Consider the following 23,477-nt stretch of genomic DNA (forward strand, 5'->3'; position numbering starts at 1 on the left):
GTTCAAGTTTGGATGCTCCCTTTCTCAATACTTGGGCTTGCCGAATACACGGCTAAGAATGTTGATTACCAGCACGATCATTACCAGTACCAGCGAGGCCGCCCAGGCGAGCTCCAGCTGATTGTCGAACGGCATGCCGGAGAAGTTGTAAATCAGTACGGCCAGCGAGGCAGTCGGGTTCATGACCGCCAGGCTGCCGTCGTGATAAATCCAGTAGTTGCTGAACAGCGCGGTGAACAGCAGCGGCGCGGTTTCGCCAGCGGCGCGGGCCACGGCCAGCATGACGCCGGTCAGGATGGCCGGCAGGCCGGTGGGCAAGACGATCTTCCAGATCACCTGTGCACGGGTGCAACCCATGCCGTAGGCAGCATCTTTCATGATCTTGGGCACCATCTTCATCGACTCTTCGGCGGTCAGCACCACGATCGGCAGCATGAGTACCGCCAGGGCCACGCCACCGGCCGGCGCCGAATAGGTACCGGTGGTCATCACCACCAGGGCGTAGGCAAATACACCGGCCAGGATCGACGGCAGGCCAGTGAGCATCTTGGCGGCAAAGCGCGCGGCGTTGGCCAGCTTGCTGTCCGGCCCGAGCTCGGCCAGGAATACCGCCGCCAAGATGCCAACCGGTACCGCGATGGCTGCGGCGATACCGACCATGACGAAGGTACCGGCCATGGCGTTGCCGAAGCCACCGCCCATCTCGAAGCCGGTGGGCGGCAGCTCGGTGAACACTTCCAGGTTAAGGCGTGCACCGCCGCGAGTAACCAGCATGTACAGCACGGAAATCAGCGGCACGCTGGCCACCAGTGCGGCCACCCAGGCCAGGGTGGTCAGTATCAGGCTGCGCAGGGCACGGCCTTCCAGCTTGCGCTGCAGGCTGGGCAAAGCAGTTGTTGGGGTGCTGAGGTCCGTCATTATTTGTTACCCCGCTGGGCGTAGAGCATGATCATCGAGCCGAGCACGTTCACCAGCAGGGTGATGAACATCAGCACCAGTGCGGCGTACATCAGTACTTCGACCTCGTTCGGGCCGGCTTCCGGGAAGTTCAGCGCCAGCAGCGCCGCCAGGGTGTTGGCCGGGGCGAACAGGGACACGGAAATGGTGTTGGCATTGCCGACCAGCATGGCCAGCGCCATGGTTTCACCCAGGGCACGGCCCAGGCCCAGCACTAGCGAGCCAAAGATGCCGGTGGCGGCGGATGGCACCATCACCTTGAGGATGGCTTCCCAGTGGGTAGTCCCCATGCCGTAGGCCGCCTGCTTGGTTTTCATCGGTACGCTGGTGAGCGCATCCTGGGAAACGGCGGCAATGGTCGGCAGGATCATGATGGCCAACACCAGTGCCGCAGGCAGCAGGCCAGGGCCACTCAGGGAGGTGCCGAAGAACGGGATCCAGCCCAGCTCGCTGTTCAACCAGGTGGTCAGCGGGCGGATGGCCGGGATAACGACGTAGATGCCCCACAGGCCATACACCACGCTGGGGATGGCGGCGAGCAGCTCGACGATGGTGCGGAACACGGCAGCCAGCCGTGCCGGCAGGAAATCCTGGGTAAGGAAAATGGCCATGCTGACGCCAAAGAAACCGGCGATCAACAGTGCGATGAAGGCGCTGTAAAGCGTGCCCCAGATCGCTGGCAGAATACCGTACTTGCCTTGGTTAACGTCCCAGACCGTGCCGAACAGCACGTCAAAACCGTGTTTTTCAATGCCTGGCAGTGCCTTGCGGCCCACTTCGTAGACCAGCGCGACGACCAGCGCCAATACCAGCACCACACCAATGCGTGCAAGCGCACGGAAGGTACGGTCAACCAGGAAGTCTTTCGCAGACGGTGGCTGGCACGCGGAGTCGGGGTTATCCGGTATGGCAAAGGGTGTGTTCATGGGCAAATTCCGGGACAAGGGACAAACACGCCCGGCACGGCTTCACTGCCATACCGGGAGCGCCTGGGTATTACTGGATGTTGGCCGACGCTTTGCGCACCTGGTCGACAACCGACGGTGGCAGCGGGATGTAACCCATCGAATCGGCGATGGTCTGGCCTTTGGTCAGGCTGTACTCGACCATTTCACGCATGGCTTTGGCCTTGGCCGGGTTGCCGTTGTCCTTGCGGAAGATCATCCAGGTGTAGGAAGTGATCGGGTAGGACTTGGCACCGGTTGGGTCCGGCAGCCAGGCCACCAGGTTTTCTGGCATGTTCACCGCAGCCAGTGCTTCGGCACCGCTCTCGGCGTTAGGCACGACGTATTGGCCAGCCTTGTTCTGCAGCACGGCGAAGTCGACCTTGGCCAGCTTGGCAAAACCGTACTCGATGTAGCCGATGGCGCCTGGGGTCTGGCGGACGGTGGCGGTTACGCCATCGTTTTTCGGCGACTTGATGAACTTGTCAGTGGCCGGCCAGTTAACGGTGTTGCCCTCACCCAGCCCTTGCTTGAAGTCAGCGTTGATGGCCGACAGGTGCTTGGTGAAGACGGCGGTGGTACCGCTGGAGTCGGCACGTACCACCACGGTGATCGGCGTGGCAGGCAGCTTCAGCTCAGGGTTGGCCGCAACGATTTGCGGGTCGTTCCACTGGGTGATCTTGCCGAGGAAGATGTTGGAGTACACATCGCGCGGCAGCTTCAGGCCTTTAGGGTTGCCCGGCAGGTTGTAAGCCAGCACGATTTCACCGGCGGTCATTGGCAGCAACTGCACGCCTTCGCCAACCTTGGCAATGTCTGCTTCGCTCATGGCCGAGTCGCTGGCGGCGAAGTCGACGGTCTTGTTCAGGAAGTCCTGTACGCCCGCCCCGCTCCCCTTGGACTGGTAATCAACGGTGACGCCAGCGGTGTTCTTGCTGAAGTCCTTGAACCATGTCAGGTAGATGGGTGCAGGGAAGCTGGCACCGGAACCGGTCAGGCGAACGTTTTCGGAAGCAAAGGCTGCCGAAGTGGCGCAGAGGGAAACGGCAACAGCGAGTGCAGCAGACTTCATCAGGCGTTTCATCAAAATGTGCTCCGTGTGATGGCCGGCACACTTTGCATCAGCTGTGTTACAGCTTTGTGACTATTGAATGGCAGGCCGCACGTTAGAGCTTTCTGGTTGCGCCATCACGGCAGATTGATGCCATGCGCGGCTCACCGGCATCAACCAAGGCCGGCAATACCCCCCTCATCTGTTTCTGGGCAGCGGTTACGGCATAGGCACTCGAACTCCGCCGCAGCCCGGGTCGGAAAGTTGAGGCTCAGGCGCATCTTGTCTTGCGTGTCATAAAGGTCGTAGCCCTCCCCCAACACGGCAGGAAAGCCGAGGCGGCGCGGGTAGATTTCTTTCTGGAGCGGCACGGCAGGAACCACAACGAAGCGCGTCTGCATGATCATCCCTCTTCGGCAGTGCTTTAGTATTAGTACTGCTAGAGGAAAGCATCAAGCTGACTCATGCAAAATTGCGCGGGCGGTCATCAGGCCCGGTAAAGGCTGAATACCCTCATCAGGATGAGCACGCAAAAGCCCAGCAGGCAGAGCACACCGATACCATAGAAAAGTGTTCGCCAAGGCTGCAGCGCCGCCAGGTAGGCCCCTGTGTGCAGGCCCCTGGCCAAGGTGAACACGACGCACAGCCAGGCAGTGAGTGCGGCAGGCGAATCCAGTGCAATGGCCAGCCCGCCAAGGGCAAAAAAAGCCGGGATGTTCTCAAGATCATTGGCCCACACTCTGGCGGCGCGGATTACCTGCGGGCGCTCCGCTGGCTGAGGGGCGCGCTTGAAGACAGCGGCATCCTCCGGGTTGGTGAACGCGACAACGCGCAAGCGGTGGTAACCCTGATAACAGGAGACCAGGAACATCTTCAGGAACAACGCGACCACGCAAAGCGCAAAGACATGCAAGCCCATCGTCCTCTCCTTGGTAGGGTTTGCCAGCACAGTAGTGATAGGGTTGCTTGCGCTCAATGACCCGTGAGGTCATGGACATTGCACTCAAGGACGATCAGGGCAACGCATGAATCCGCATCTTTTCCATCGAAATACCCCTGCCCCACAGACCACGGCGGGCCAGCATCTGCGTCAGCTGCGCCGGCAGGCCAACCTCAGCCAACTGGAACTGGCGCTGCTGGCGGGGCTGTCGCAGCGTCATCTGAGCTGTGTGGAAACCGGGCGCGCCAAGCCCAGCCCGAGCACCTTGCATGCCCTGCTTTCGGCGCTTGGCGCGCCGCTGGCGTTATGTAATGAGGTGTTCGTCGCCGCCGGGTACGCGCCCCGCTACGCGGCCTCGCCACTCGATGCGCCTGAACTGGCCTTGGTACACACCGCTATCGACCATATCCTGCAGGTGAACAACCCCGCACCGGCAATCGTCATCGACAGCAACTGGGACGTCATCGCCGCCAATACCAGTACGGGTCTGCTGTTGGCGATGGCAGGCGTTACGGCACAACCGGTGACAGGGCTTAACCTGTTGCAAACACTGCTCTGCCCTGGCGGCCTGGGCGACCACCTGGCCAATGCGCAAGAGATCCGCGCCGCTGCCTGGCAGCGCGCCACCAGGGAGGCCGCCGGCAACCCGGCACTGGCCGAGCGCTTGCACAGCCTGCCGGCCCCGGCCAGCCCACTTGAAACGGCGGCGGCGGCTCCCGTGTTGCTCACCCGTGTATGCACGCCTTACGGTGTGCTGACGTTTCTGTCCACCTTCACCACATTCGGCATGCCGCAGGACATTACCGTGCAATCACTGCGCATCGAGCACCTGATCCCTGCCGACCCGCAGACACGGCAGCGGATGCAGGCGGCATTCGAACAGTGGTCGGCCGTTACAGGGTGAACGACAACGTCTGGCCAAGGAACCTGGCACTGACCTGATGCCCTGCTGCCTTCAGGTCGAAGGGCTGGCACATGGCCCCCGTGGTTACCACATCCCCGGCATTCAGGGTAAAGCCACGTTCGGCAGCATGGGCATACAGGTGGGCCAGCGACACCAACGGGTCGGTTGCGGCATCGTCCGTCAAGCCCCGCACGCGTAGTTCGCCATCAACATGCACCTCGGTGGTCTCGGCCAGGTCGGCCAGCAAAGGCACGTCGATGCCTGCGCCGAGGCTGCTGCCCACGACCAAGGCTTCAAACCCCACGTTGTCCGCCACGAAGCTTGGCCAGCCGACGCTCTTGCGGTCGACAAAGCGCGAGCGCACCACTTCGAAGGTGACGCAGGTGGCGCGCACATCAGCGCGGCGCCTTCAGCCTGCGATACTTCATGGGCATAGCGTTGTGCCGGCGGGCCACCTGGGTGGCTTTCACCAGCCTTGGCGCGCAAATCGGGCCGTTGCTCGGCGACCCGCGCAACTACGGCTTCGACATGACCTTCGCTGCGGTCTTACTAAAAAAGCCTGGATAAATGGCCAACCAACCCTGTTACCCAAGCTACTGCAACCGCCACGGCGCAAGGTAACAGGTACAAACCCGTGACCGCCTTGGTCAGCCGGCCATGGATGCGTATACCTATCATTTTTGCCAGTAGTACCCGACTTGAAATCACGAGAGACTTATACCTGCACGCTTGCACACTTCTCAATGGACCGAGGTAATAGCACGATGAATGCCACACCTATTTTCAGGTTATATTTTTACCAGAACAAAAGTCTTATTTCAATCAAAGAGCACGCTAGAACTCATTCTGCTTTCAGAAATGGCGAACAGCCACTCGCGCTAATGGATTCGAGCAAAACAGGTGATTCCTGCCTTATTGCAATCAATGCTAGCCACTCAGTTCTTAACTACCAAAACACCAACCAAAAAAAAACAAATGTTTATTCACCCTATGGCTATGACCCCGCTGAAAACTCAATATTGGAGTTAATCAGCTTCACTGGTCAGGCATTGGACTCCATGACAAACTGTTACGCGCTTGGAGCGGGGCATCGCAATTACAGCCCTATTCTTATGCGCTTCCTAAGCCCTGACAGCTTAAGCCCCTTCAGGGACGGAGGGATAAACACATACGCTTACTGCTCTTCCGACCCCATTAACTATTCAGACCCATCCGCACAGACAAGACGCGTAGTCAGTAATATCGGCGTACCTCGCGGAGGAGTAAAAGCCCAGGTATTCAAACGCCAAGCCCAGGCATCCAAAGACCTAAGCAAACGCCCCCCATTGCAACGAGATAGCGTCACACACCCTATCAAAGGGGAGAAACTAATATCCGGCGACAAAAGATCCGTGCACTTCAATAAACATCTGATGCCCAGTAATATCTCTCACGGAGTCAACGACGAACCAAAATCCATCCTGAAAAATAAACGCACCTATTCTCAGAACGACATTGATATCGGCTCATTTAACATTTTCGACCAAGCAAGCCGACAGAACTATGCCAACGAACATAACATAATGATATTAAACACCCTACCCCAGGGACATCCGCTACAAACGGCAATACAATCTGAAATTAACTTAGGAAATGGATCTAACTCTCTCGCCACGGACAACGCTGCTGTCCGTGGCGAAATACCACCTTTACCGCCTAGACTCAATCCAACTACTTGATAACATTGAGCCGGAATAATGCGCTGAATCGGGATCTATCGGGGTGACCTCATAACCGGCAGCCAACCCCGACACAGAGGACAAGGCCTCCCGGCGATAGTACCTGCCAAAAGACCTTCAGACCGAAAGCTGTACCAACGGCGCCGTCCACAAGCTACCCAGATTCTGCAACAACGGCCCGGCAGCCCCCTGCTGCCCAACGTAAAGTAGAAACAATGGTTTTCCTTCTTGCCGGTGGTGGTGTTTGCCATTGTCGTCACAGGGGTGCTGCGCGTGCTGTTGCCAGCATGATTCGCTGCAGCTGCAGCTGCAGCTTCTCCATTCCATTGACACACATCAAGCCCTCACGCCGGGTTCGCGCGAGGATGGCTTCAAGCAAGGAATGACTCAAGCACCGCCAGCCGCACAGCAATAGGGATTTACCCAATATCACTGTGCGCGGCCTTGGACAAGGAGCCCCACATGAACCCGCTGAAACACATACTGGTTGCCACCGACCTGTCCCCCTATGCCCGCAACGCTGCGGAGCGCGCCGCCTACCTGAGCAAGGCGCAACAGGCCTCGCTTGACCTGCTCTACGTTGCCAACCCTGCACCTTTCGAGCGCCTGAAGCAGTTGGTAGTGCCTGACGACGACCTGTTGAATCGCGTACTGGATAGCGCCGGGGAAAAAATCCACGCGCTGGCCGCCATGCTGTTCCAGCGCTACGACATCTCTGCAGGTGTGCAGGTTGCCAGCGGCTCGGTAACCACGGAAATCACCCGGGTGGTACAGGACAAACACAGCAGCCTGCTGGTGTGCGGCGCCAGGGGCCAAAGCGTGGCTCGGCGCCTGCTGCTGGGCTCGACCGTGCAGAAAATGCTCAGCCGCATGCCCTGCCCTTTGCTGGTGGTCAAGCCTGCCCCTCGTGATGCCTACCGCACGGTGCTGGTTCCCGTCGACTTTTCCCCCGTATCGCTGCGCGCCATCGCGTTGGCCAGGCGTATTGCCCCACAGGCCGAGATCATCCTGTTACATGTGTACGAAGCACCGTTCGAAAGCAGCGTGCGCTTCGCCCATATCGACCACGACACCCTCACCCACTACCGCAATGTGATCCGCAAGGATGCAGTGACACAGCTCGCCGCCCTGAGCAAGGCAGCCGGCATGCCCGATGCACGGCAGATCGTGGTGCATGGCGACCCCGGCTGGCGCATTGCCGAACAGGAACAGGAGCTGGAATGCGACCTGATCGTGGTCGGCAAGCAGGGTACCAGCGCGCTGGAGGAGCTGTTGGTGGGTAGCGTCACCAAGCATGTACTGAACGAATCGCAGTGTGATGTGCTAGTGTCGCCATAACACCCCGGACCAAGCGGGCAGCCTCCTTCCGAAGGCTGCACTGCCTACGGGCAGCATTCCCAAGTCCAGAAACTAATATGTACAGTGGCATTGCCATTGCAAGCGCTCTGCTCAGGGCGTTTCATCGATTGCGCTGATGTTTACTATCAAGCCGCCTGCCTGTCGGCCTGACAAGGCCGTCCCTATAATCCCCAGCAAATCCCCCCGCTCCTGCGCCTGCTACAGGCGATATCCCTCATGGAACCGAACCCCATGCCAAGCAACCGCCAGGCCCCTCGCGGCCTTCCCGAACATAGTCAACAGAGTGTCCTGCAGCAATGGCTGGCAATCCTCTCGGTCGCCGTGGGTGCCTTCGCCCTGGTCACCAGTGAGTTCCTCCCGGTGGGGGTGCTCAACGATGTGGCCAGCGACCTGGGCATCAGTGCCGGCCTTGCCGGCCTGATGGTGACCCTGCCCGGCATCATGGCCGCATTGGCCGCACCCTTGATTTCCGTCGGCGTGGGTGCGCTGGACCGGCGCTACCTGCTGATCGGCCTGACGCTGATCATGATCATCGCCAACGCGACCGTGGCCTATGCCGGCGACTTCAACCTGTTGTTGGTCGGCCGTGTGCTGCTGGGCGTCAGCATTGGTGGTTTCTGGGCGACCGCCATCGCCCTCAGCGGCCGACTGGCACCTGACGGCATGGGCGTGGCCAAGGCCAACTCCATCATCATGGCTGGCGTAACCCTGGCAACCGTCGTGGGTGTACCCGTGGGCACCTGGCTGAGTGGCCTGATGGGCTGGCGCATGACCTTCCTGGTGACTGCGCTGGTGGGCGTGCCCGTGCTGCTGGCGCAAATGTTCCTGCTGCCGCGGCTGTTGCCGGAAAAGGCCATTCGCATCAGTGACCTGCCGGCGCTGTTCATCAACCCGCAAGCGCGGGTCGGCCTGATCGCCGTGTTGCTGATTGGCCTGGCGCACTTTGCCGCATACACTTACGTTGCACCGTTCTTCAAACAGAATGCCGGCTTCGACGGGCCTACGATCGGCTCCTTGTTGCTGCTGTATGGTGTGGCCGGCTTCATGGGTAACATCTTCGCCGGCTTTGCAGCCAACCGCAGCGTGCGGCATACCCTGATGCTGGTCGCGTTGATGATCGCCGTCAGCACAGCCCTGTTCCCGCACTTCGCCACCGGCATGACCGGCGCCGCGATGCTGATTGCATTGTGGGGCTTCGCCTTCGGTGCGTTCCCGGCCTGCGCCAACATCTGGATGTTTGTCGTAGCCCCCAAGGATGTCGAGCGTGGCATGCCGCTGTTCGTGGCCATGTTCCAGGTGATCATTGCCGTGGGCTCGTTCTTCGGCGGCCAGGTGGTCGACCACATGGGCACAGCGGTGCTGCTGAGCCTGGCTACGGCGCTGGTAGGCTGCGGCTTTGTCACGGTGTTGGTGCTGGGCCGCAACGTCAGCAACAGCCTGGCGGCGCAGCCAGGCTGAGTTGTAGTGCCGGGGCTGCTGTGCAGCCCCTCGCGGGTAAGCCTGCGTCTGCATACAGGCGCTCCCTGCACTGACCGTCATAACCTGAACCTACCCGCCAGCGCTGTCATCTGCCCGACCAACCCCGACAACGCCTTGCTCGCTTCGCTGGTTTGCTGTGCGCCCGCCGCCGAGTGGTTCGACAGCTCACGGATGTTCAGCAAGTTACGGTCCACCTCCCGCGCCACCTGGGCCTGCTCTTCGGCCGCACTGGCAATGACCAGGTTGCGCTCGTTGATTTCGCCGATCGCACTGTAGATGCCCTCCAGCACCTGCCCTGAGGCCAGGGTCACGTCCAGCGTCGACTGGGCACGGTTGGTGCTGGCCTGCATCGAAGCCACTGCGGCCTCGGTGCCCGCCTGCACGCGGCCGATCATCTGCTCGATTTCCTGGGTCGACTGTTGTGTGCGGTAGGCCAACGTGCGCACTTCATCCGCCACCACAGCGAAGCCACGGCCGGCCTCACCTGCGCGGGCAGCCTCGATGGCCGCATTGAGCGCCAGCAGGTTGGTTTGCTCGGACACCGAGCGGATCACCTCCAGCACCTTGCCGATATCCCGTACCTGCCCGACCAACTGCTCAAGGTGCGCACTGCTGGTCTGGATCTCGCGGGTCATGGCCTCGGTGCCGTCGATGTTGTCGCTGACCTGACGACGGCTTTGTGCGGCCAGCTGGTTGGACTCACTGGTGGTCTGCGAAGTGGTGATGGCATTACGTGCAACCTCCTCCACAGCCGTGGTCATTTCGGTCACGGCGGTAGCGGCCTGCTCCAGCTCTTGCCCCTGCTGGCGCAGGTTGTTGGCGCTTTCCTCGGTGACCGCGTTCAATGCCGTGGCAGCAGCGTCCAGCTGCCGGGCGCAGTGGTCGATTTGCCCAAGGGTATCGCGCTGGCTCTGCTGCATGCGTTGCAGTTCATGGAACAGCTGGCCGATCTCGTTATTGCCCTGCCCTTGCACCGGCACGCTCAGGTCGCCACCGGCAATGCGCTGGAAATGCCGACCGGCTTCACGCAACGGGTGCAGTACCCGCTGGGCAATGAAGGCCCAGCACAGCACCGCCAACAGCAAGGTCACACCCAGTAGGCCCAGGCTCAACCATTGCGCACGGGCCAGGCGCCGGTCGGACTCAAGCATGATCTGCTGGCTCCGCTCACTCAGTGCGCCAACCAGTTGCTGACGCAACGCCTGCAACCGGCCCATGGCATTGCCGGCATCGCTGTTGACCTTGAAGTACTGCTCCAGCGAACGCTGGCGGGTCGCTTCCCGCTGCCCCGCCACCGCCTTGGCGTACTCGGCAAAGGTAGCCTGCAGCTCGATAGCCAGTGTGCGAAGGGCGGTCTCGCGCGCGCTTTCGACAAATTCGTCGACCAGCTTCTGGCTCTTGTCGTTCAGCTCGACCGACAGCGCCATGCGCTTGCCTGCGCTCTCGTCATGGCCACCCAGCTGCTCGATGAAGCCCGAGGACACATTGGCACTGGAACGAATCGCCATGAGCAACGCATTGTTCAACCGGTCCGACTGGTGTGCGGTCTGGTCCAGTTCGGTGATCTGCTGGTCACTGCCCACCGCTGCCCACCAGGCGCTCACGGTAGAAAACAGCAAGGTCAGGCTGAACAGCGACAATACCCAGAACATTCCGGTACGTATCTTCAGGTTGGCAAGCATGCGGGCAGTACTCCTGGTTGGCACCACTTCTGGTCGATGATTCGACGGTGGGTGTGCTGCTATCGGAGGTGCCGGCGCAGGCTTGAGGTGCCTGGAGGCGGTTATGGGCGGTAACCGAACAGATTGCGAAGAGGCCAGCCTCAACGCCCGAGGAAGTCGACCACAGCCTCAGCGAACGCCTGGGGTTGATCCAGCATGACGAAGTGGAAGCTGCCGTCGATCCGCTTGAAACTGATGCCCCGCGTGCCGGCATAGGCATTAGCGAAGGTTGCATCGACACTGGCCGCAGGTATGCCATACAGCGGGTCATAGGCATACACGACCTCTACCGGCGCCTGGATACGGCCAAGTTCCGGGCGCAAGTCGGTGGTCATCAGTTCATGGGTGGCATCGGCTACCGTCTCGCGGTCCGAGCGCAGCGCTGCATCAACCAGTGCCGGCCTGGCCGCTGCGGTCTTGGCTAACCGGTCGATGGCTGCCCGCTGCATCGTTTCGGCCTGCGCTGCCGGTGCCGCCAACATCGCCTCGCGCAAGGCGCCAGCCTGTGATGCTGCGGTTTCAGCGGTTGCCGCCGGATCGATCAATAACGTGTAGAACGGCAGCGCGTCGACCACCATCAGCCGCCCCACCTGCTCAGGGTGACGCGCGCCGAGCATCAGCGCAACCTCGCCGCCCAGCGAATGGCCAATGATGGCCGGTGCCTCCAGGTGCTGGCTGCGGATATAGCCTGCGACTGCCTCGGCCACGGGAGCTGCCACACGCCCCTGCGCAGCGGGCACGGCAGGCGCGCCGGCAAAACCTGCAACCTGCACCAGATGCAGGCGGTGCTGCTGGCGCAGCACACTGGCGAGCCCTGCCCATACCTCACGCGATGAGGCCAGCCCAGGTATCAGGATAACGTCTGGCCCGGCGCCCTCGACCTGCACAGAAATGCGTTCATCAGCCGTAGGCACTGGCTGGCCTGGTGCGGCTAACGCCGAAGACAGGGCAACGCTGGCACCGATTGCCGCAAGCAGGGTTCGTACACGCATAGTGGCCATTCCTTTGACTTGAACCTGGAAAAGCCCGCCACTATAAGGCGTGCCACGCGGCATGGGTAAACTATCGTTTGCAACCCGGTGCGCTACACCGTTAAAGTCGGGGCCTGGGCGCCGGCTGCGCCTGCGGTCCGCGCGAAGGGGTTGCCCGAGCCATACACCCCTACATTTTCGTACCAGCTCCCGGCTTGTCGGCGGACCGAGCCCCAAAGGAGTTGGCATGCCCGCCATCAATGCATCTCGCCACCACGGCCTGCTCGACCTGCCTGCCTTGCGCAAACGCGCCAAGCGCTTGCTGACTGCACTGAAAAACCACGAAGCCGACGACACCCGCGAGCAATTGCGCACGCTTGGCCTGCCCGGCCCCGACTACCGGCTTGCCGACACCCAATGGCTGGTCGCCCGCGAGGCCGGATTTGCCAGCTGGCCCAGGCTCAAGGCCCATGCCGATGCCGTGGCGTTCGCCGCGCGCCATCCCGGTTTTTCTGCGGATGACGAGGCTGCCGTACAGCATTGGCGCTGTGGCAACGACATCGCCCACAGCTTGCGCACCGCCGGGTTTACCGGCGCCTTCCAGATGTTCGAAGACCCGATGGTCATGGGGCCGGTACCGGCATTGCCCGAGGCACAGTACTGGCAGGTGCGTGGTGCCTACGTGCAGCAGGCGTTCAAGCTGACCCCACAAGACCTTGAGCAGCGCCAGGCGGTACAGCGCAATGCATTGGCCGGGCTGAGCCACGACAGCCAGCTCGTGTTGTGGTGCGAGGCCGACGCCTACGACCAACTGTTCCTGATTCGCGTGCTCGCCAGCCTGCCCGGCCTGCCCCGTCGGCTGGAGCTGATCGAAATTGACCAGGTGCCCGGTATCGAGCGCTTCATCGGCATCGGCCAACTGGCCCCCGACCTGCTGGCCTGGCTGTGGCCACAACGTCGCGCACTGGGCGAGGATGCACTGGCCCTGGCGCGCCAGGCATGGGCGGCCTACACCGCACCTGATCCACAGGCCTGGGCACGCCTGGCTGGCCGCCAACATACGGCCTTGCCATTGCTGGGTCGGGCACTGGCGCGCCAGCTGCAAGAGCTGCCGGGAGCGATCGATGGTTTGAGCCTTACCGAACGCCTGCTGCTGCGTGCACTGGCGTCACGCGGCGAGATGGCGGCCGGGCGCGTGTTTGGCCAGTTGATGATGCAGGATGATCCCCTGCCTTACTTGGGCGACATGATGTTCCACGTCCTGCTGCAGCCCCTGATCCATGGGCCGCAGCCATTACTGCTGGAAGGTCCTGGAGAGGCCTGGGCACAGCGGCGGTTGCAGCTGACCCCGCTCGCCGAACAGGTGCTTGCCGGGAAGGTCCACTGGCTCGATTGCCACCCCGCGCCGCATTGGGTTGGCGGGGTGCTGATCGATGCGGCGGACAGGCCTTGGGTGGTCAGCGAGCAAGGCGAGGTGTGGCGGCGTCGATAGCGGTTCAGCAAGGGGGCCGCTGGGCGGCCTGCGCCAACCGTTGCGTGGCCAGCCGGATCTCATCCACATCCAGCGAAGCAAACCCCAGGCGTAGGGCGTTCTCGGCATGGCCAAACGGGGAGAACTGCCGCCCACTGCGCACCACCAGGTCCAGCTCCAGCGCTTTCTCGACCAACTCATCCACATTGATTGCGTCGGCAAAGCGCACCCACAGCGCCAGGCCCCCTTCCGGCTCCTGTACGCAAATGTGCTCGCCAAACGCTTCGTGCAAGCACGCCAACAGGGTCTCCCGGCGGCGTCGGTACTCGCGGTTGACCCGGCGCAAGTGCTTCTTCAGCTCGCCCTCATTAATCAAATCCGCCAGCATGCGCTGCATCACCGCATCGCCCTGCCCCAAGGTCAGCGTCGCTCGGCGCTCCAGCACGGCAATCACCTCCACGGGCGCCACGATGTAACTGCAGCGAAACGTACTGCCCAAGGGCTTGGACATCGTGCCGATGTAGATCACATGCCGCTGCTGGCGGTCGCTGGCCAAAGGCAGGTAGGGCCGCCCGGAGAAGTGGTATTCGTAGTCGTAGTCTTCCTCGGCCACGCAAAAGTCGTGCTGGCGCGCCAGCTCCAGCAACTGCTGCCGGCGCCCGGCCGGCAGGCTGACCGTGGTGGGGAACTGGTGATGAGGCGTGATGTACATCATCCTTACCTTGTGCTGCCTGCACAGGGCATCGAGCTGATCCACCCGGCAGCCTTCATGGTCCAGTTCCACGGTGACCAGCCGGGCACCCAGCTGACGGAAGATTTCCCACGCAGGCGGATAACTCAGGCGCTCGACCAGCACAACATCACCCGGCTTGAGCAACACGCTGGCCACCAGCGACAACGACATCTGCACCCCCTGTGTCAGGCAGATATGCTCGGCGCCAACGTTCAGGCTGCGATTGTGCCGCAGCATGTCAGCCAGGGCGCTGCGCAGGTAGCGGCTGCTGCATTCACTGCCGTGGCGCACGCTGTTGCTGATGAAACTGCTGCGCAACGCATTGCGGTAATAGCGGTGCAGTACAGCCTGCGGCAGCAGGCGATGGTCACAGGCACCGTTGTCGAAAAACAACGCACCTGGCCGCCCCTGCTGCGCGGCGGCCTGCTCGTTCGCCGCAAAGTAGGCAACAGCGGGTTCCTCGGGCAGCGCCAGGGCAAAGCGCCGGGTGGCATCCGGTTCGGCCCGCGCACTGGCCGCCAGCTGCTGGCTGACAAAGGTGCCCCGGCGCTGCACGCTTTGTAGCCAGCCTTTGGTTTCGGCTTCCTCATAGGCCAGGATCACCGTCTTGCGGTTGACCTTCAGCAATTGCGCCATCTCCCGCGTGCCCGGCAAGGGCGTGCCAGGGCGCAGGCGACCCTCACTGATCGCGGCCACCAAGCCCTCGACAATCTGCCGGTACGAAGCTTGCGCCCCGTCGAGTTTGAGCAGCGGCTGCCATTTACGAAGCTGGACCATGTAAATTATCCAAATCTGGAGGTTCTGCTGGTCCTGGACTATAGCAACAATCAAAGCTCCATTTGAGCCGAGGTGTTCATGCAAAGCCGCCACGTCATTGAATTGTCGCCCTCGGGCAAAACCTTCGAAGCCAGCCACGAGTTGCTGCTCGATGCCATGCTCGCCAGCGGCTTGCCGGTACCCTTCTCCTGCCGCCGTGGCGCCTGTGGCTCGTGCAAGGTCAAGGTGGTGTCGGGGCAGTATCACGACAAGCAGCGAGATGCGGACACACCGGCCCCCTCCTATCCCCTGGCTGCCGACGAGATGCTGCTGTGTCAGAGCCACGCCTGCAGCGACATGTGCCTGGAGATACCCGGCTGGTCACTGGATAAACCGGCACTGGAAGTCCGCGCCCAAGTGGTTGGCCGGCGCGCGCTGAGCACGGATATCGTCGAGCTCGTGCTGCAGCCTGCCCAGCCACTGGATGTTCGGGCCGGCCAGTATGTGCGGTTCCAGCTGGGCAATGGCGACAGCCGCTGTTTCTCCATTGCCAACCTGCCAGCCCAGGAACAGGGGCAACTGGTGTTTCACATTCGCAAGGTCAGCGGTGGCCTGTTCACCGAAGGCGTGTTGCCCACCCTGCAAGCAGGTGCTTCAGTAACGCTCGAAGGCCCACTGGGTGCCTGCACCTGGCAACACGAGGACCAACGCCCGTTGGTGCTGCTCGCCACCGGCACAGGTTATGCCGGCATCAAGCCCTTGCTGCTGACTGCCTTGGCCCGCGATGCCGAGGTCACGTTGTATTGGGGCGGTTCATCGCAAGCGGACTTCTACGACCATGAGTTTCTCGAACAGGCCAGCCATGCGCACCCACGCTTTCGCTGGCACCCGGTACACTCGGACCAGGCGCGAGTGCAGCAGGCGGCGCTGGCCCACCCGCATCGCTGGGACGATACCCAGGTCTACGCCTGCGGCAATGCCACAATGATCAGCCAGGCCCGCGAACACTGCATTGCGGCAGGCGTACACCCCCATCGTTTTGTCGCCGAAGCCTTTGTCGCCAGTGGCGCACCGGCAGCGCAGGCCTCATCGGCCAGCACACTGCACCCGAAGCTGGAAAAGGTCGGCCCGCGCTATTCGCTGGACGGCATGCTCGCAGCCCGCGAGCAGTCGGTACGGTCCGTGGCCGCGATAGCCAGCCAACTGCAGGTCGGCATGACCACTGCACAGGCGCTTGAAATGGCCGCGCAAACCCTGCAGGCGATGGGTGCGTCGCACACCTGGCACCCCACCTACATCCGCTTCGGCGATGACACCGTGCGTACCCCACGGCAAGGTATTGATCTGCAACGCGTATTACGTACCACGGATATCGTCGTGGTCGACGTCGGCCCGGTCTGGGATGGTTACGAAGGTGACTATGGCGACACCTTCGTGTTCGGCCAGCACGAACTGCACCACGCCTGCGTCAAGGCATTGCATGAGGTGTTCGACGAAACCCGTCAGGCCTGGGGCCTTGGGCTGACCGGGCGCGAACTGTATGACTTCGCCGAACGCAGTGCCCAGGCCAAAGGCTGGCAGCTCGAGCGCAACTTGGCCGGGCACCGCATCGCCGATTTCCCCCATGTGCTGTATGGGCAGGACAAACTGGCCGAGGTAGAGATCGTCCCTAGCGAGGTGGTATGGGTACTGGAAATACAGCTGTGCCACCCTACCGAACCCGTCGGGGCGTTTTTTGAAGACATCCTGATTGGCGAGGCCAGGCCTGTCGTGGCGACCACAGCTTGAAACGACCGTCAGGACGCGAGGTGCGCGTCAATCAGGCGCGCAACCCCTTCGGCATGCCTGTGGCCCAAGCCATGACCGGGCTGATCGAGTCTGCGCCAACGCAAGGCGGAATCTCAAGGGTTGTTGGCTCTGATGGGTTTAGACCTACTGAAGTGCCCAAATCAGCAGCGAACGCTATGCCTGCCAAGGGCGAAAGCGGACACGCGTGAACGGCTGCTTTCGACCCAGGCTGTGTGAAAACACCTGCGATTGTCTAACCTTCTGATCGTCGAGATCGTGGCGGGGACGATCATGAAACGGTTCATTGAAGGTGAAGCCGGACGCAAGTCACGCTGCTGCCGGAGTGCCTGGATGATTACATCACCGAAGAAAACCCAGTTCGGGTGGTCGACGTTTTCGTCGATGAACTCGACCTCGGAGCACTCGGGTTCGAGGGTGTCGATCCGGCTGCAACGGGTCGTCCGGCCTACCATCCAGCAGTCCTGCTAAAAATCTACATCTATGGCTACCTCAATCGGATTCAGTCCAGCCGCCGGCTTGAACGCGAGGCAGCGCGCAATGTCGAGCTGATGTGGTTAGCGGGCCGGTTGGCGCCTGACTTCAAAACGATTGCCGACTTTCGCCGAGACAACGGCAAAGCCATTCGCAGCGTCTGCCGGCAATTCGTAGTGCTTTGCCGCAACCTCAATCTTTTCTCCCCAAGCGTTTTATGCGTCCGTATACGGCTATCTGGGCCGCTGCCGCGGCCCAGATAGCACAGGCAGCGCCTGGCGCCCGACTGAGTGAGACCTGCACTTAGATCTGCTGAATTTACAGGCTGACCCAGCTTCTTTCGCTCCTCGACGTACTTACTTGCGTTTTCACACAGCCTGGACCCACAGCAGCCGTTCGACGTGTCTACGGAACCATCGGCGATTCAGCTCTGTATCCGACATCAGGGTAACCATCGCCACGGCGTGCCCGGACAAGGCGTAAAAATCAGTTCACCCGGAGTATGGGGCAACGATTTCAATGAGTAAGAATACGACATGCTCATGACCTCAAATAGACAGGATATTGACTCTCTTGGATAGTTCTTCCGCCGACTCTTTGCGCTCGGAGTAGCGATCTACCAAATAATCCTGGCGATCACGCAGCAGCAGCGTGAACTTAGTCAATTCCTCCATCACGTCGACCAGCCGATCGTAGAAAGAAGACGGCTTCATGCGCCCGGCCTCATCGAACTCCAGGAAGGCTTTCGGCACCGACGACTGGTTCGGGATGGTAAACATACGCATCCAGCGGCCAAGCACACGCAGTTGGTTCACCACGTTAAAAGACTGCGAGCCACCGCAAACCTGCATCACGGCGAGGGTCTTGCCCTGGGTCGGGCGAACGGCGCCCATGGCCAGCGGTACCCAATCGATCTGCGCCTTGAAGACAGCACTCATTGAGCCGTGACGCTCGGGTGAGCACCACACCTGGCCCTCGGACCACTGCATCAGCTCGCGGAGTTCCAGCACCTTCTCGTGGGAGTCCGGAGCGTCATCCGGCAGCGGCAGGCCGGAAGGGTCGAAAATACGGGTTTCGGCGCCGAACTCTTCCAGCAGGCGCGCAGCTTCCTGGACCATCAAGCGGCTGAATGAGCGTTCGCGGGTCGATCCGTAAAGCAGCAGGATGCGCGGTTTGTGTGTGGAAGGATCCTTCGGCGCCAGCCGCTCCAGCGACGGCAGATCAATCAGTTCTGGTTGGACATTTGGCAGGTGGTCGTTCATTTCGGTCTCCATTGGTCCAGGGCCTAAAGCGCGCCGATGCGGGCAAGCTCGGCTTTCAGTTCGTCCTGGCTCAGTTGCGAGAAAGGCAGCGCAATGAAGGCGCGCACGCGCTCATCGATCTTCGCAAGTGTTGTCTGGAAGGCTTCTTCGATTTCTGCCTCACTCCCGGTGACCGCCGAAGGGTCGGCCAGGCCCCAGTGGGCTTTGAGCGATGGGCCAAAGAAGATCGGGCAGGCCTCGCCGGCAGCACGGTCGCACACGGTGACAACGATGTCGGGAGGAGAGCTCTCGAAGGCATCCGAGGCCTTGCTTGAAAGACCAGCGGTGGGGATACCGGCGGCTTCCAGGGTATTCAGTGCCCGCTCATTGACCTTACCGCTTGGAAAGCTGCCCGAGCTCACAGCTTCCATACCCTCGGGGGCCAGGTGATTGAACAGCGCCTCGGACAGGATGCTGCGGCAGCTGTTGTGGGTGCACATGAACAAGACTTTCATCAGGTATCTCCGGTTCAAAAGCTCAGGCGGATGGCCAATGCGGCCAAGGTGGCAAGCAGGATCGGCAGCGTCAGGACGATGCCGGTGCGGAAGTAGTAACCCCAGGTGATGACGATGTTCTTGCGGGCCAGCACGTGCAGCCACAGCAAGGTGGCCAGGCTGCCGATGGGGGTGATTTTCGGACCGAGGTCACAGCCGATGACGTTGGCGTAGATCATGGCCTCGCGCACAATGCCGGTGGCTTCGGCAGAATGGATCGACAAGGCCCCTACCAGCACAGTGGGCATATTGTTCATGACCGACGACAGGCCAGCGGCGAGCAACCCCGTCCCGAGGGATGCGCCCCAGATCCCGTAGCCGGCGAAGACATTGAGGATCTGCGTCAGGTACTCGGTGAGGCCGGCGTTACGCAGGCCATAGACCACGAGGTACATGCCAAGTGAGAACACCACGACCTGCCAGGGCGCGTCCTTGAGCACCTTACGGGTAGAAATAACGTGCCCGCGCGCGGCGATCAGGTAGAGGATCAGCGCACAGGCAGCAGCGATGGCGCTGATCGGTACACCCAGCGGCTCGATGGCGAAGAAGCCGACCAGCAACAGCGCAAGCACCCACCAGCCGGCAACGAACGTCGCCTTGTCGCGGATAGCGGCTTCGGGAGCCTTCAGTTGGTCGAGTTCATAGGTACGCGGCAGGTCCTTGCGGAAGAACCACAGCAGCATGCCCAACGTGGCGGCGATGCTGACCAGGTTCACCGGCACCATGACCGAGGCGTACTCGCTGAAGCCAATGCCAAAGTAGTCGGCGGAAACGATGTTCACCAGGTTGGATACCACCAGCGGCAAGCTCGCGGTATCGGCGATGAAGCCCGCCGCCATGACGAATGCCAGCGTCGCCGCCGGGGAGAAGCGCAGGGCCAGCAGCATGGCGATGACGATCGGGGTCAGGATCAGTGCCGCACCGTCGTTAGCGAACAGCGCCGAGACGGCGGCGCCCAGCAGGATGATGAAGGCGAACAGCTTGCGGCTGCTGCCATTGCCCCAGCGGGCCACGTGCAATGCCGCCCACTCGAAGAACCCCGCCTCATCCAGCAGCAGGCTGATGATGATGACGGCGATGAAAGTGGCGGTAGCGTTCCAGACGATCTGCCAGACCACGGGGATATCGGACAGGCTCACGACGCCCGCCAGCAGTGCCACGACGGCCCCCAGTGCGGCGCTCCAGCCCACGCCCAGGCCTTTGGGCTGCCAGATGACGAGAACGATCGTCACCAAGAAAATCAAAAAAGCGATCAGCATGGCTACAACTCAATCAGCGAAGGGAAGTCTTAAGCACAGGCAACAGGGCTCTGCGGCCGCTCGCCCATTTCGGCAAGGCGCAATGCATCGGGGCTCAACCATTCCTGGTTGGCTTCGACAACGCCCTTCAGTATCGCGTCCACCCACTGCGGCAGTTCGGGGTGCAGTCGGTAGTACACCCACTGACCCTTGCGGCGATCCATCAGGATTCCAGCCTCGCGCAACTGAGCCAGGTGCCGGGAGATCTTCGGCTGGCTCAGTTCCAGCGCGTGGGTAAGTTCGCAGACACAGAGTTCGCCTTCACGGGCGATCAGCAGGGTCATCCGGGCCCGGGTGTCATCAGCCAGGCATTTGAAAACGATGGGGGGTGTCAGTGTTTCCCGCATGTGACCTCCTGGGAAATGCGTGTACGGCCAATATCTGCAAAACCGAATATATGACGACTCGAATATACGGTAAAGTAGATATTTACAACCGCCTCGCCTTACGGGACGTCATAAAAACCGGACAATGCCCGCGCTCTGGGCCCTATACTGGCCGTCGATACCATCCCCAGACTCTCCAATGAACCAGCCTGATATCTCTGTCCGGTTGCTTGGTACCGATCAAATCCAAGGCCTGGCTGAGCATCTGACTGCAGCGGGCTTGCCGACCCAAGACCTTTTGCAGCCCGAAGGTGGGACATCACCGTACCCGCAAGCACCAGATGCACCATGCCCAGCGGAACGGTTTTCTTCGGGTTGTGAATCTCGTGAGTCGCACCTCAGCAATGAGGCAGCCTCTGAAGGCTGAGACCTGTAGTAGCGGGTTTACCCGCTCCTACAGGAATCGGGCCCTGTTTCAGGGCGATAGTGTTGCCCCTAGCCCATCTGCTGCCACAGGATCAGCAGCCCAGGCACCCAGGCGGTGAAGATCGCGCATACCAGGGTCATCACCGCCACCAGCCGCTGGATTTTCCTGGCCAGTGCCAACAACAGGAAAAAGCTGAACCACAAAACCGTCCACGCGGCCCAGTTCAGCACATCCCACACCTTCATCAGGCCCTCGGCGCCCGGGATGGAGCTGACCGTCACCACCAGCGCCGTCACGCTGACGAACAGGCAGAACCAGCCCAAGCCGCGGCCGTCGACCTGCAACAACTGGTTGGCGGCCACCCACAGGTAGGTAAAGGCGAACAGGATGGTCAAGGCACCCGCCTTGATGCCTTCGGCCGCGCCCACCACGAAAATCAGGTAGACCGCCACCAATAGGCTGAGCAAGCCGACAAACAGGTTGATCACCGCCACTTCACGGTCGGTGATACGCCCCATCAGCCAGATGCTGTTGATGAACAACACCGCACCCACATACAGCAGAACCAGTCCGTACAACATGGCAACCTCTTCTCATTCGAATTGTTTAAGGGTTTTTCTTGCCATTTCCAACATCGACAACCGCTGTTTCATTGCCTCTTTCGACAGGTAGGCATGGGCTTCAGGCTCCTGCCAGCCCTGAGCCGCCATCAACAGGACCTTGGCCTTGTTGATGTCGGCTTGGTGTTCCAGGCGCTCCTGCAACTGGGCGTTCTTCTGCATCAAACGGGCGTGGGCTTCGCTATTGCTCCTGGCGCACACCAGCGCCGGCAGCACCTTGTGGCTGTCCAGCGGCAGCACGATCACGCCATGGCACCCCAGCTCCAGAATCTGCGAGAGGATGGTCGGGCTTTCGTACTCCACCAGCGCGACAGCGGTCAGGCGAACCCCGCCCTGGGCCAGCAGCTTGCCCAGTTCGCCATGGTGGCGCCCTTCGAACACCCCGCAAAACACCAGGTCGGTGTGGGTGTCGAACGCCTTGGGCGGTGGCCAGTACTGCTTTACCGAACAACCGATGCGCATCAGTTGCAACACCAGGGCATCGGTGATTTCACTGGGCGGGCAAACAATGCCTACATGCAGCTCACGCAGCGTATTCAGGATGTTCGTGGTGCTCATGAGGGGCCGCCTCCCGCCATGCTCGCCGTCCAGTCATCGAGGTTGTGCACCACCACATAGGGATCGGGGCGGATAGCCACGGGCGACTGCCATTTGATGCAGATCTGCCCGCTCGCATCGATCTCGCCTATGCGCGCGAACAGGTGCGAATGGTTGTTCTGCTGCTCCACATGCACCCTGCCCTGGGGGCTGTCCAGGCTCGCGTGGTACAGGTGATTGCGGATCACCTCCACCTCAAGGCTTTCGGTAGCATTCACCGCCTGGCACAACATGCGCATCTGGCTGTAGGCGGCCTCGGCCCAGGCGGTGATGCGCACATCAGCCGGGAAAAACGCCCGACACGCGCTGACGAACGCTTGGCTTTGTGGCGAGTCGACACTGGTGAAATACGGCGCCACGACGATGTTGCCACAGGCCACCTTGGCGCCCATCTCGGCGATTTCGGCCTCACTGGTGGTCAGGCTGGCAATGGGCGGCCGAGGACCATTACCGTAACGCTGCGCCAATGCCTGATAGAAACTTGCCGTACCCGTACCGACCACGGTCGAGAACACCACATCCGGGGCAGCGCGAACCACCCGCTCCACCACCTGGGCCAGATCATCGGCCGAGGGGTACAGTGGCATGTAAGCCTCCTCCACCACTTCGCCGCCATGCTGCTTGTACAGGTGGCGCATGACGTGGTTGCTTTCCCGGGGGTAGATGTAGTCCGAGCCGACGAAGGCGACCCTGGCGCCATAATGGCGGGTCAGGTAAGCCGCCAGCGGCGCGCTGTTCTGGTTGGGTGCCGGCCCGCCATAGATGATGTTGGGTGAGTACTCGAACCCCTCGTAAGGCGTGGGATAGAACAGCAAGCCATCCGCGCGCTCGACCACCGGCATCACGGCTTTACGGGTATGCGACATGTAGCAGCCGAGCATCAGGCGCACGCCGTGGTTGCGCACATAGTCGTCGCACAGGTTGCGGTACCGGTCCGGGTCGCCCCCGGGGTCACCGACCAGGGTCAGCACCGGCTGGCCAAGCACACCGCCTTCGCGGTTCACCTGTTCTGCCGCCAGCAACGCGCCGCAGCGCTGCGAGCGCTCGATGGCTGCGGTAACGCCGCTTTCGGCGAACAGCAAGCCCACCTTCAATTGCCTGTCTTGTCTACTCATCACACTGTCCTGTTG

21 protein-coding genes and 3 pseudogenes are annotated in these 23,477 nt (G+C 61.4%); 7 read left to right on the top strand and 17 right to left on the bottom strand.

Going from position 1 to position 23,477, the window contains the following annotated elements:
- Positions 1–24: 24 nt before the first annotated feature.
- The 5 genes from pstA to ACF8R4_RS17590 form a co-directional block, all read right to left on the bottom strand.
- Positions 25–918: a phosphate ABC transporter permease PstA gene (gene pstA, locus ACF8R4_RS17570; RefSeq protein WP_016714318.1), complete on the bottom strand. Its 894-nt coding sequence runs from the start codon at positions 916–918 to the stop codon at positions 25–27.
- The gene (pstC, locus tag ACF8R4_RS17575; RefSeq protein WP_104834972.1) at positions 918–1,883 is read right to left on the bottom strand and encodes a phosphate ABC transporter permease subunit PstC; all 966 of its coding nucleotides are present in this window, start codon (positions 1,881–1,883) and stop codon (positions 918–920) included. Before pstC ends, pstA begins: the two co-directional genes overlap by 1 nt.
- A gap of 70 nt (positions 1,884–1,953) precedes the next feature.
- Positions 1,954–2,985: a phosphate ABC transporter substrate-binding protein PstS gene (pstS, locus tag ACF8R4_RS17580; RefSeq protein WP_105948661.1), complete on the bottom strand. Its 1,032-nt coding sequence runs from the start codon at positions 2,983–2,985 to the stop codon at positions 1,954–1,956.
- A 140-nt stretch (positions 2,986–3,125) separates the two neighbouring features.
- Positions 3,126–3,359: a hypothetical protein gene (locus ACF8R4_RS17585; protein WP_016714321.1), complete on the bottom strand. Its 234-nt coding sequence runs from the start codon at positions 3,357–3,359 to the stop codon at positions 3,126–3,128.
- Positions 3,360–3,439: 80 nt separating this feature from the next.
- The gene (locus ACF8R4_RS17590) at positions 3,440–3,871 is read right to left on the bottom strand and encodes an MAPEG family protein (RefSeq protein WP_025753187.1); all 432 of its coding nucleotides are present in this window, start codon (positions 3,869–3,871) and stop codon (positions 3,440–3,442) included.
- A gap of 106 nt (positions 3,872–3,977) precedes the next feature.
- Between ACF8R4_RS17590 and ACF8R4_RS17595 the strand changes: the two genes are divergently transcribed.
- Positions 3,978–4,796, top strand: a complete 819-nt coding sequence (locus ACF8R4_RS17595) for a helix-turn-helix domain-containing protein (RefSeq protein ID WP_025753189.1) — start codon at positions 3,978–3,980, stop codon at positions 4,794–4,796.
- Here ACF8R4_RS17595 and ACF8R4_RS17600 read toward each other — a convergent pair.
- Positions 4,786–5,193 (bottom strand): annotated as a pseudogene (locus ACF8R4_RS17600) (hydratase); the annotation flags it as partial. The gene ACF8R4_RS17595 and the pseudogene ACF8R4_RS17600 overlap by 11 nt on opposite strands.
- 367 nt (positions 5,194–5,560) lie before the next feature.
- Here ACF8R4_RS17600 and ACF8R4_RS17605 point away from each other — a divergent pair.
- Positions 5,561–6,514: an RHS repeat-associated core domain-containing protein gene (locus ACF8R4_RS17605; RefSeq protein ID WP_159924421.1), complete on the top strand. Its 954-nt coding sequence runs from the start codon at positions 5,561–5,563 to the stop codon at positions 6,512–6,514.
- A gap of 117 nt (positions 6,515–6,631) precedes the next feature.
- On the opposite strand, the pseudogene ACF8R4_RS17610 reads toward ACF8R4_RS17605, so the two are convergent.
- Positions 6,632–6,733, bottom strand: a pseudogene (locus ACF8R4_RS17610) (DUF2780 domain-containing protein); the annotation flags it as partial.
- Between the two features lie 243 nt (positions 6,734–6,976).
- On the opposite strand from ACF8R4_RS17610, the gene ACF8R4_RS17615 reads away from it, so the two are divergent.
- Together ACF8R4_RS17615 and ACF8R4_RS17620 are read left to right on the top strand one after the other, a co-directional pair.
- Positions 6,977–7,852, top strand: a complete 876-nt coding sequence (locus ACF8R4_RS17615; protein ID WP_104834975.1) for a universal stress protein — start codon at positions 6,977–6,979, stop codon at positions 7,850–7,852.
- Positions 7,853–8,104: 252 nt separating this feature from the next.
- Positions 8,105–9,331 carry an MFS transporter gene (locus ACF8R4_RS17620; protein WP_392493094.1) on the top strand — a complete coding sequence of 409 codons (1,227 nt, stop codon included), beginning with the start codon at positions 8,105–8,107 and terminating at the stop codon, positions 9,329–9,331.
- A 77-nt stretch (positions 9,332–9,408) separates the two neighbouring features.
- Here ACF8R4_RS17620 and ACF8R4_RS17625 read toward each other — a convergent pair whose 3' ends face one another.
- Together ACF8R4_RS17625 and ACF8R4_RS17630 are read right to left on the bottom strand one after the other, a co-directional pair.
- The gene (locus ACF8R4_RS17625) at positions 9,409–11,034 is read right to left on the bottom strand and encodes a methyl-accepting chemotaxis protein (RefSeq protein ID WP_104834977.1); all 1,626 of its coding nucleotides are present in this window, start codon (positions 11,032–11,034) and stop codon (positions 9,409–9,411) included.
- A 140-nt stretch (positions 11,035–11,174) separates the two neighbouring features.
- Positions 11,175–12,065: an alpha/beta fold hydrolase gene (locus tag ACF8R4_RS17630; protein ID WP_104834978.1), complete on the bottom strand. Its 891-nt coding sequence runs from the start codon at positions 12,063–12,065 to the stop codon at positions 11,175–11,177.
- 226 nt (positions 12,066–12,291) lie between these two features.
- Between ACF8R4_RS17630 and ACF8R4_RS17635 the strand changes: the two genes are divergently transcribed.
- On the top strand, positions 12,292–13,536 hold the full coding sequence (locus ACF8R4_RS17635; protein WP_104834980.1) for a DUF1835 domain-containing protein: 1,245 nt from the start codon (positions 12,292–12,294) through the stop codon (positions 13,534–13,536).
- A 4-nt stretch (positions 13,537–13,540) separates the two neighbouring features.
- Here the strand turns inward: ACF8R4_RS17635 and ACF8R4_RS17640 are convergent, their stop codons facing one another.
- Positions 13,541–15,025 carry a PLP-dependent aminotransferase family protein gene (locus ACF8R4_RS17640; protein ID WP_392493017.1) on the bottom strand — a complete coding sequence of 495 codons (1,485 nt, stop codon included), beginning with the start codon at positions 15,023–15,025 and terminating at the stop codon, positions 13,541–13,543.
- A 78-nt stretch (positions 15,026–15,103) separates the two neighbouring features.
- Between ACF8R4_RS17640 and ACF8R4_RS17645 the strand changes: the two genes are divergently transcribed.
- Both ACF8R4_RS17645 and ACF8R4_RS17650 read left to right on the top strand, forming a co-directional pair.
- On the top strand, positions 15,104–16,792 hold the full coding sequence (locus ACF8R4_RS17645; protein WP_104835468.1) for an NAD(P)H dependent flavin oxidoreductase family protein: 1,689 nt from the start codon (positions 15,104–15,106) through the stop codon (positions 16,790–16,792).
- 291 nt (positions 16,793–17,083) lie between these two features.
- Positions 17,084–17,508, top strand: a pseudogene (locus ACF8R4_RS17650) (transposase); the annotation flags it as partial.
- 324 nt (positions 17,509–17,832) lie between these two features.
- Here ACF8R4_RS17650 and arsH read toward each other — a convergent pair.
- The 7 genes from arsH to ACF8R4_RS17685 form a co-directional block, all read right to left on the bottom strand.
- Positions 17,833–18,546, bottom strand: coding sequence for an arsenical resistance protein ArsH (gene arsH, locus ACF8R4_RS17655; RefSeq protein ID WP_392493019.1), 714 nt, complete (start codon positions 18,544–18,546; stop codon positions 17,833–17,835).
- A 23-nt stretch (positions 18,547–18,569) separates the two neighbouring features.
- Entirely contained in the window at positions 18,570–19,040 is a 471-nt protein-coding gene (locus ACF8R4_RS17660) for an arsenate reductase ArsC (RefSeq protein WP_023048558.1), read from the bottom strand.
- A gap of 14 nt (positions 19,041–19,054) precedes the next feature.
- The gene (locus ACF8R4_RS17665) at positions 19,055–20,338 is read right to left on the bottom strand and encodes an arsenic transporter (RefSeq protein ID WP_019099351.1); all 1,284 of its coding nucleotides are present in this window, start codon (positions 20,336–20,338) and stop codon (positions 19,055–19,057) included.
- Between the two features lie 29 nt (positions 20,339–20,367).
- Positions 20,368–20,724 carry a metalloregulator ArsR/SmtB family transcription factor gene (locus ACF8R4_RS17670; protein ID WP_025753212.1) on the bottom strand — a complete coding sequence of 119 codons (357 nt, stop codon included), beginning with the start codon at positions 20,722–20,724 and terminating at the stop codon, positions 20,368–20,370.
- A 474-nt stretch (positions 20,725–21,198) separates the two neighbouring features.
- On the bottom strand, positions 21,199–21,711 hold the full coding sequence (locus ACF8R4_RS17675; protein WP_060499203.1) for an AmiS/UreI family transporter: 513 nt from the start codon (positions 21,709–21,711) through the stop codon (positions 21,199–21,201).
- Between the two features lie 12 nt (positions 21,712–21,723).
- Positions 21,724–22,308, bottom strand: a complete 585-nt coding sequence (locus ACF8R4_RS17680) for an ANTAR domain-containing response regulator (RefSeq protein WP_060499204.1) — start codon at positions 22,306–22,308, stop codon at positions 21,724–21,726.
- Positions 22,305–23,462, bottom strand: coding sequence for a transporter substrate-binding domain-containing protein (locus ACF8R4_RS17685; protein WP_060499205.1), 1,158 nt, complete (start codon positions 23,460–23,462; stop codon positions 22,305–22,307). The genes ACF8R4_RS17680 and ACF8R4_RS17685 overlap by 4 nt, the downstream gene beginning before the upstream one ends.
- Positions 23,463–23,477: the final 15 nt, after the last annotated feature.

Source organism: Pseudomonas sp. FYR_2, assembly GCF_043106425.1.
Taxonomy (GTDB): domain Bacteria; phylum Pseudomonadota; class Gammaproteobacteria; order Pseudomonadales; family Pseudomonadaceae; genus Aquipseudomonas; species Aquipseudomonas monteilii.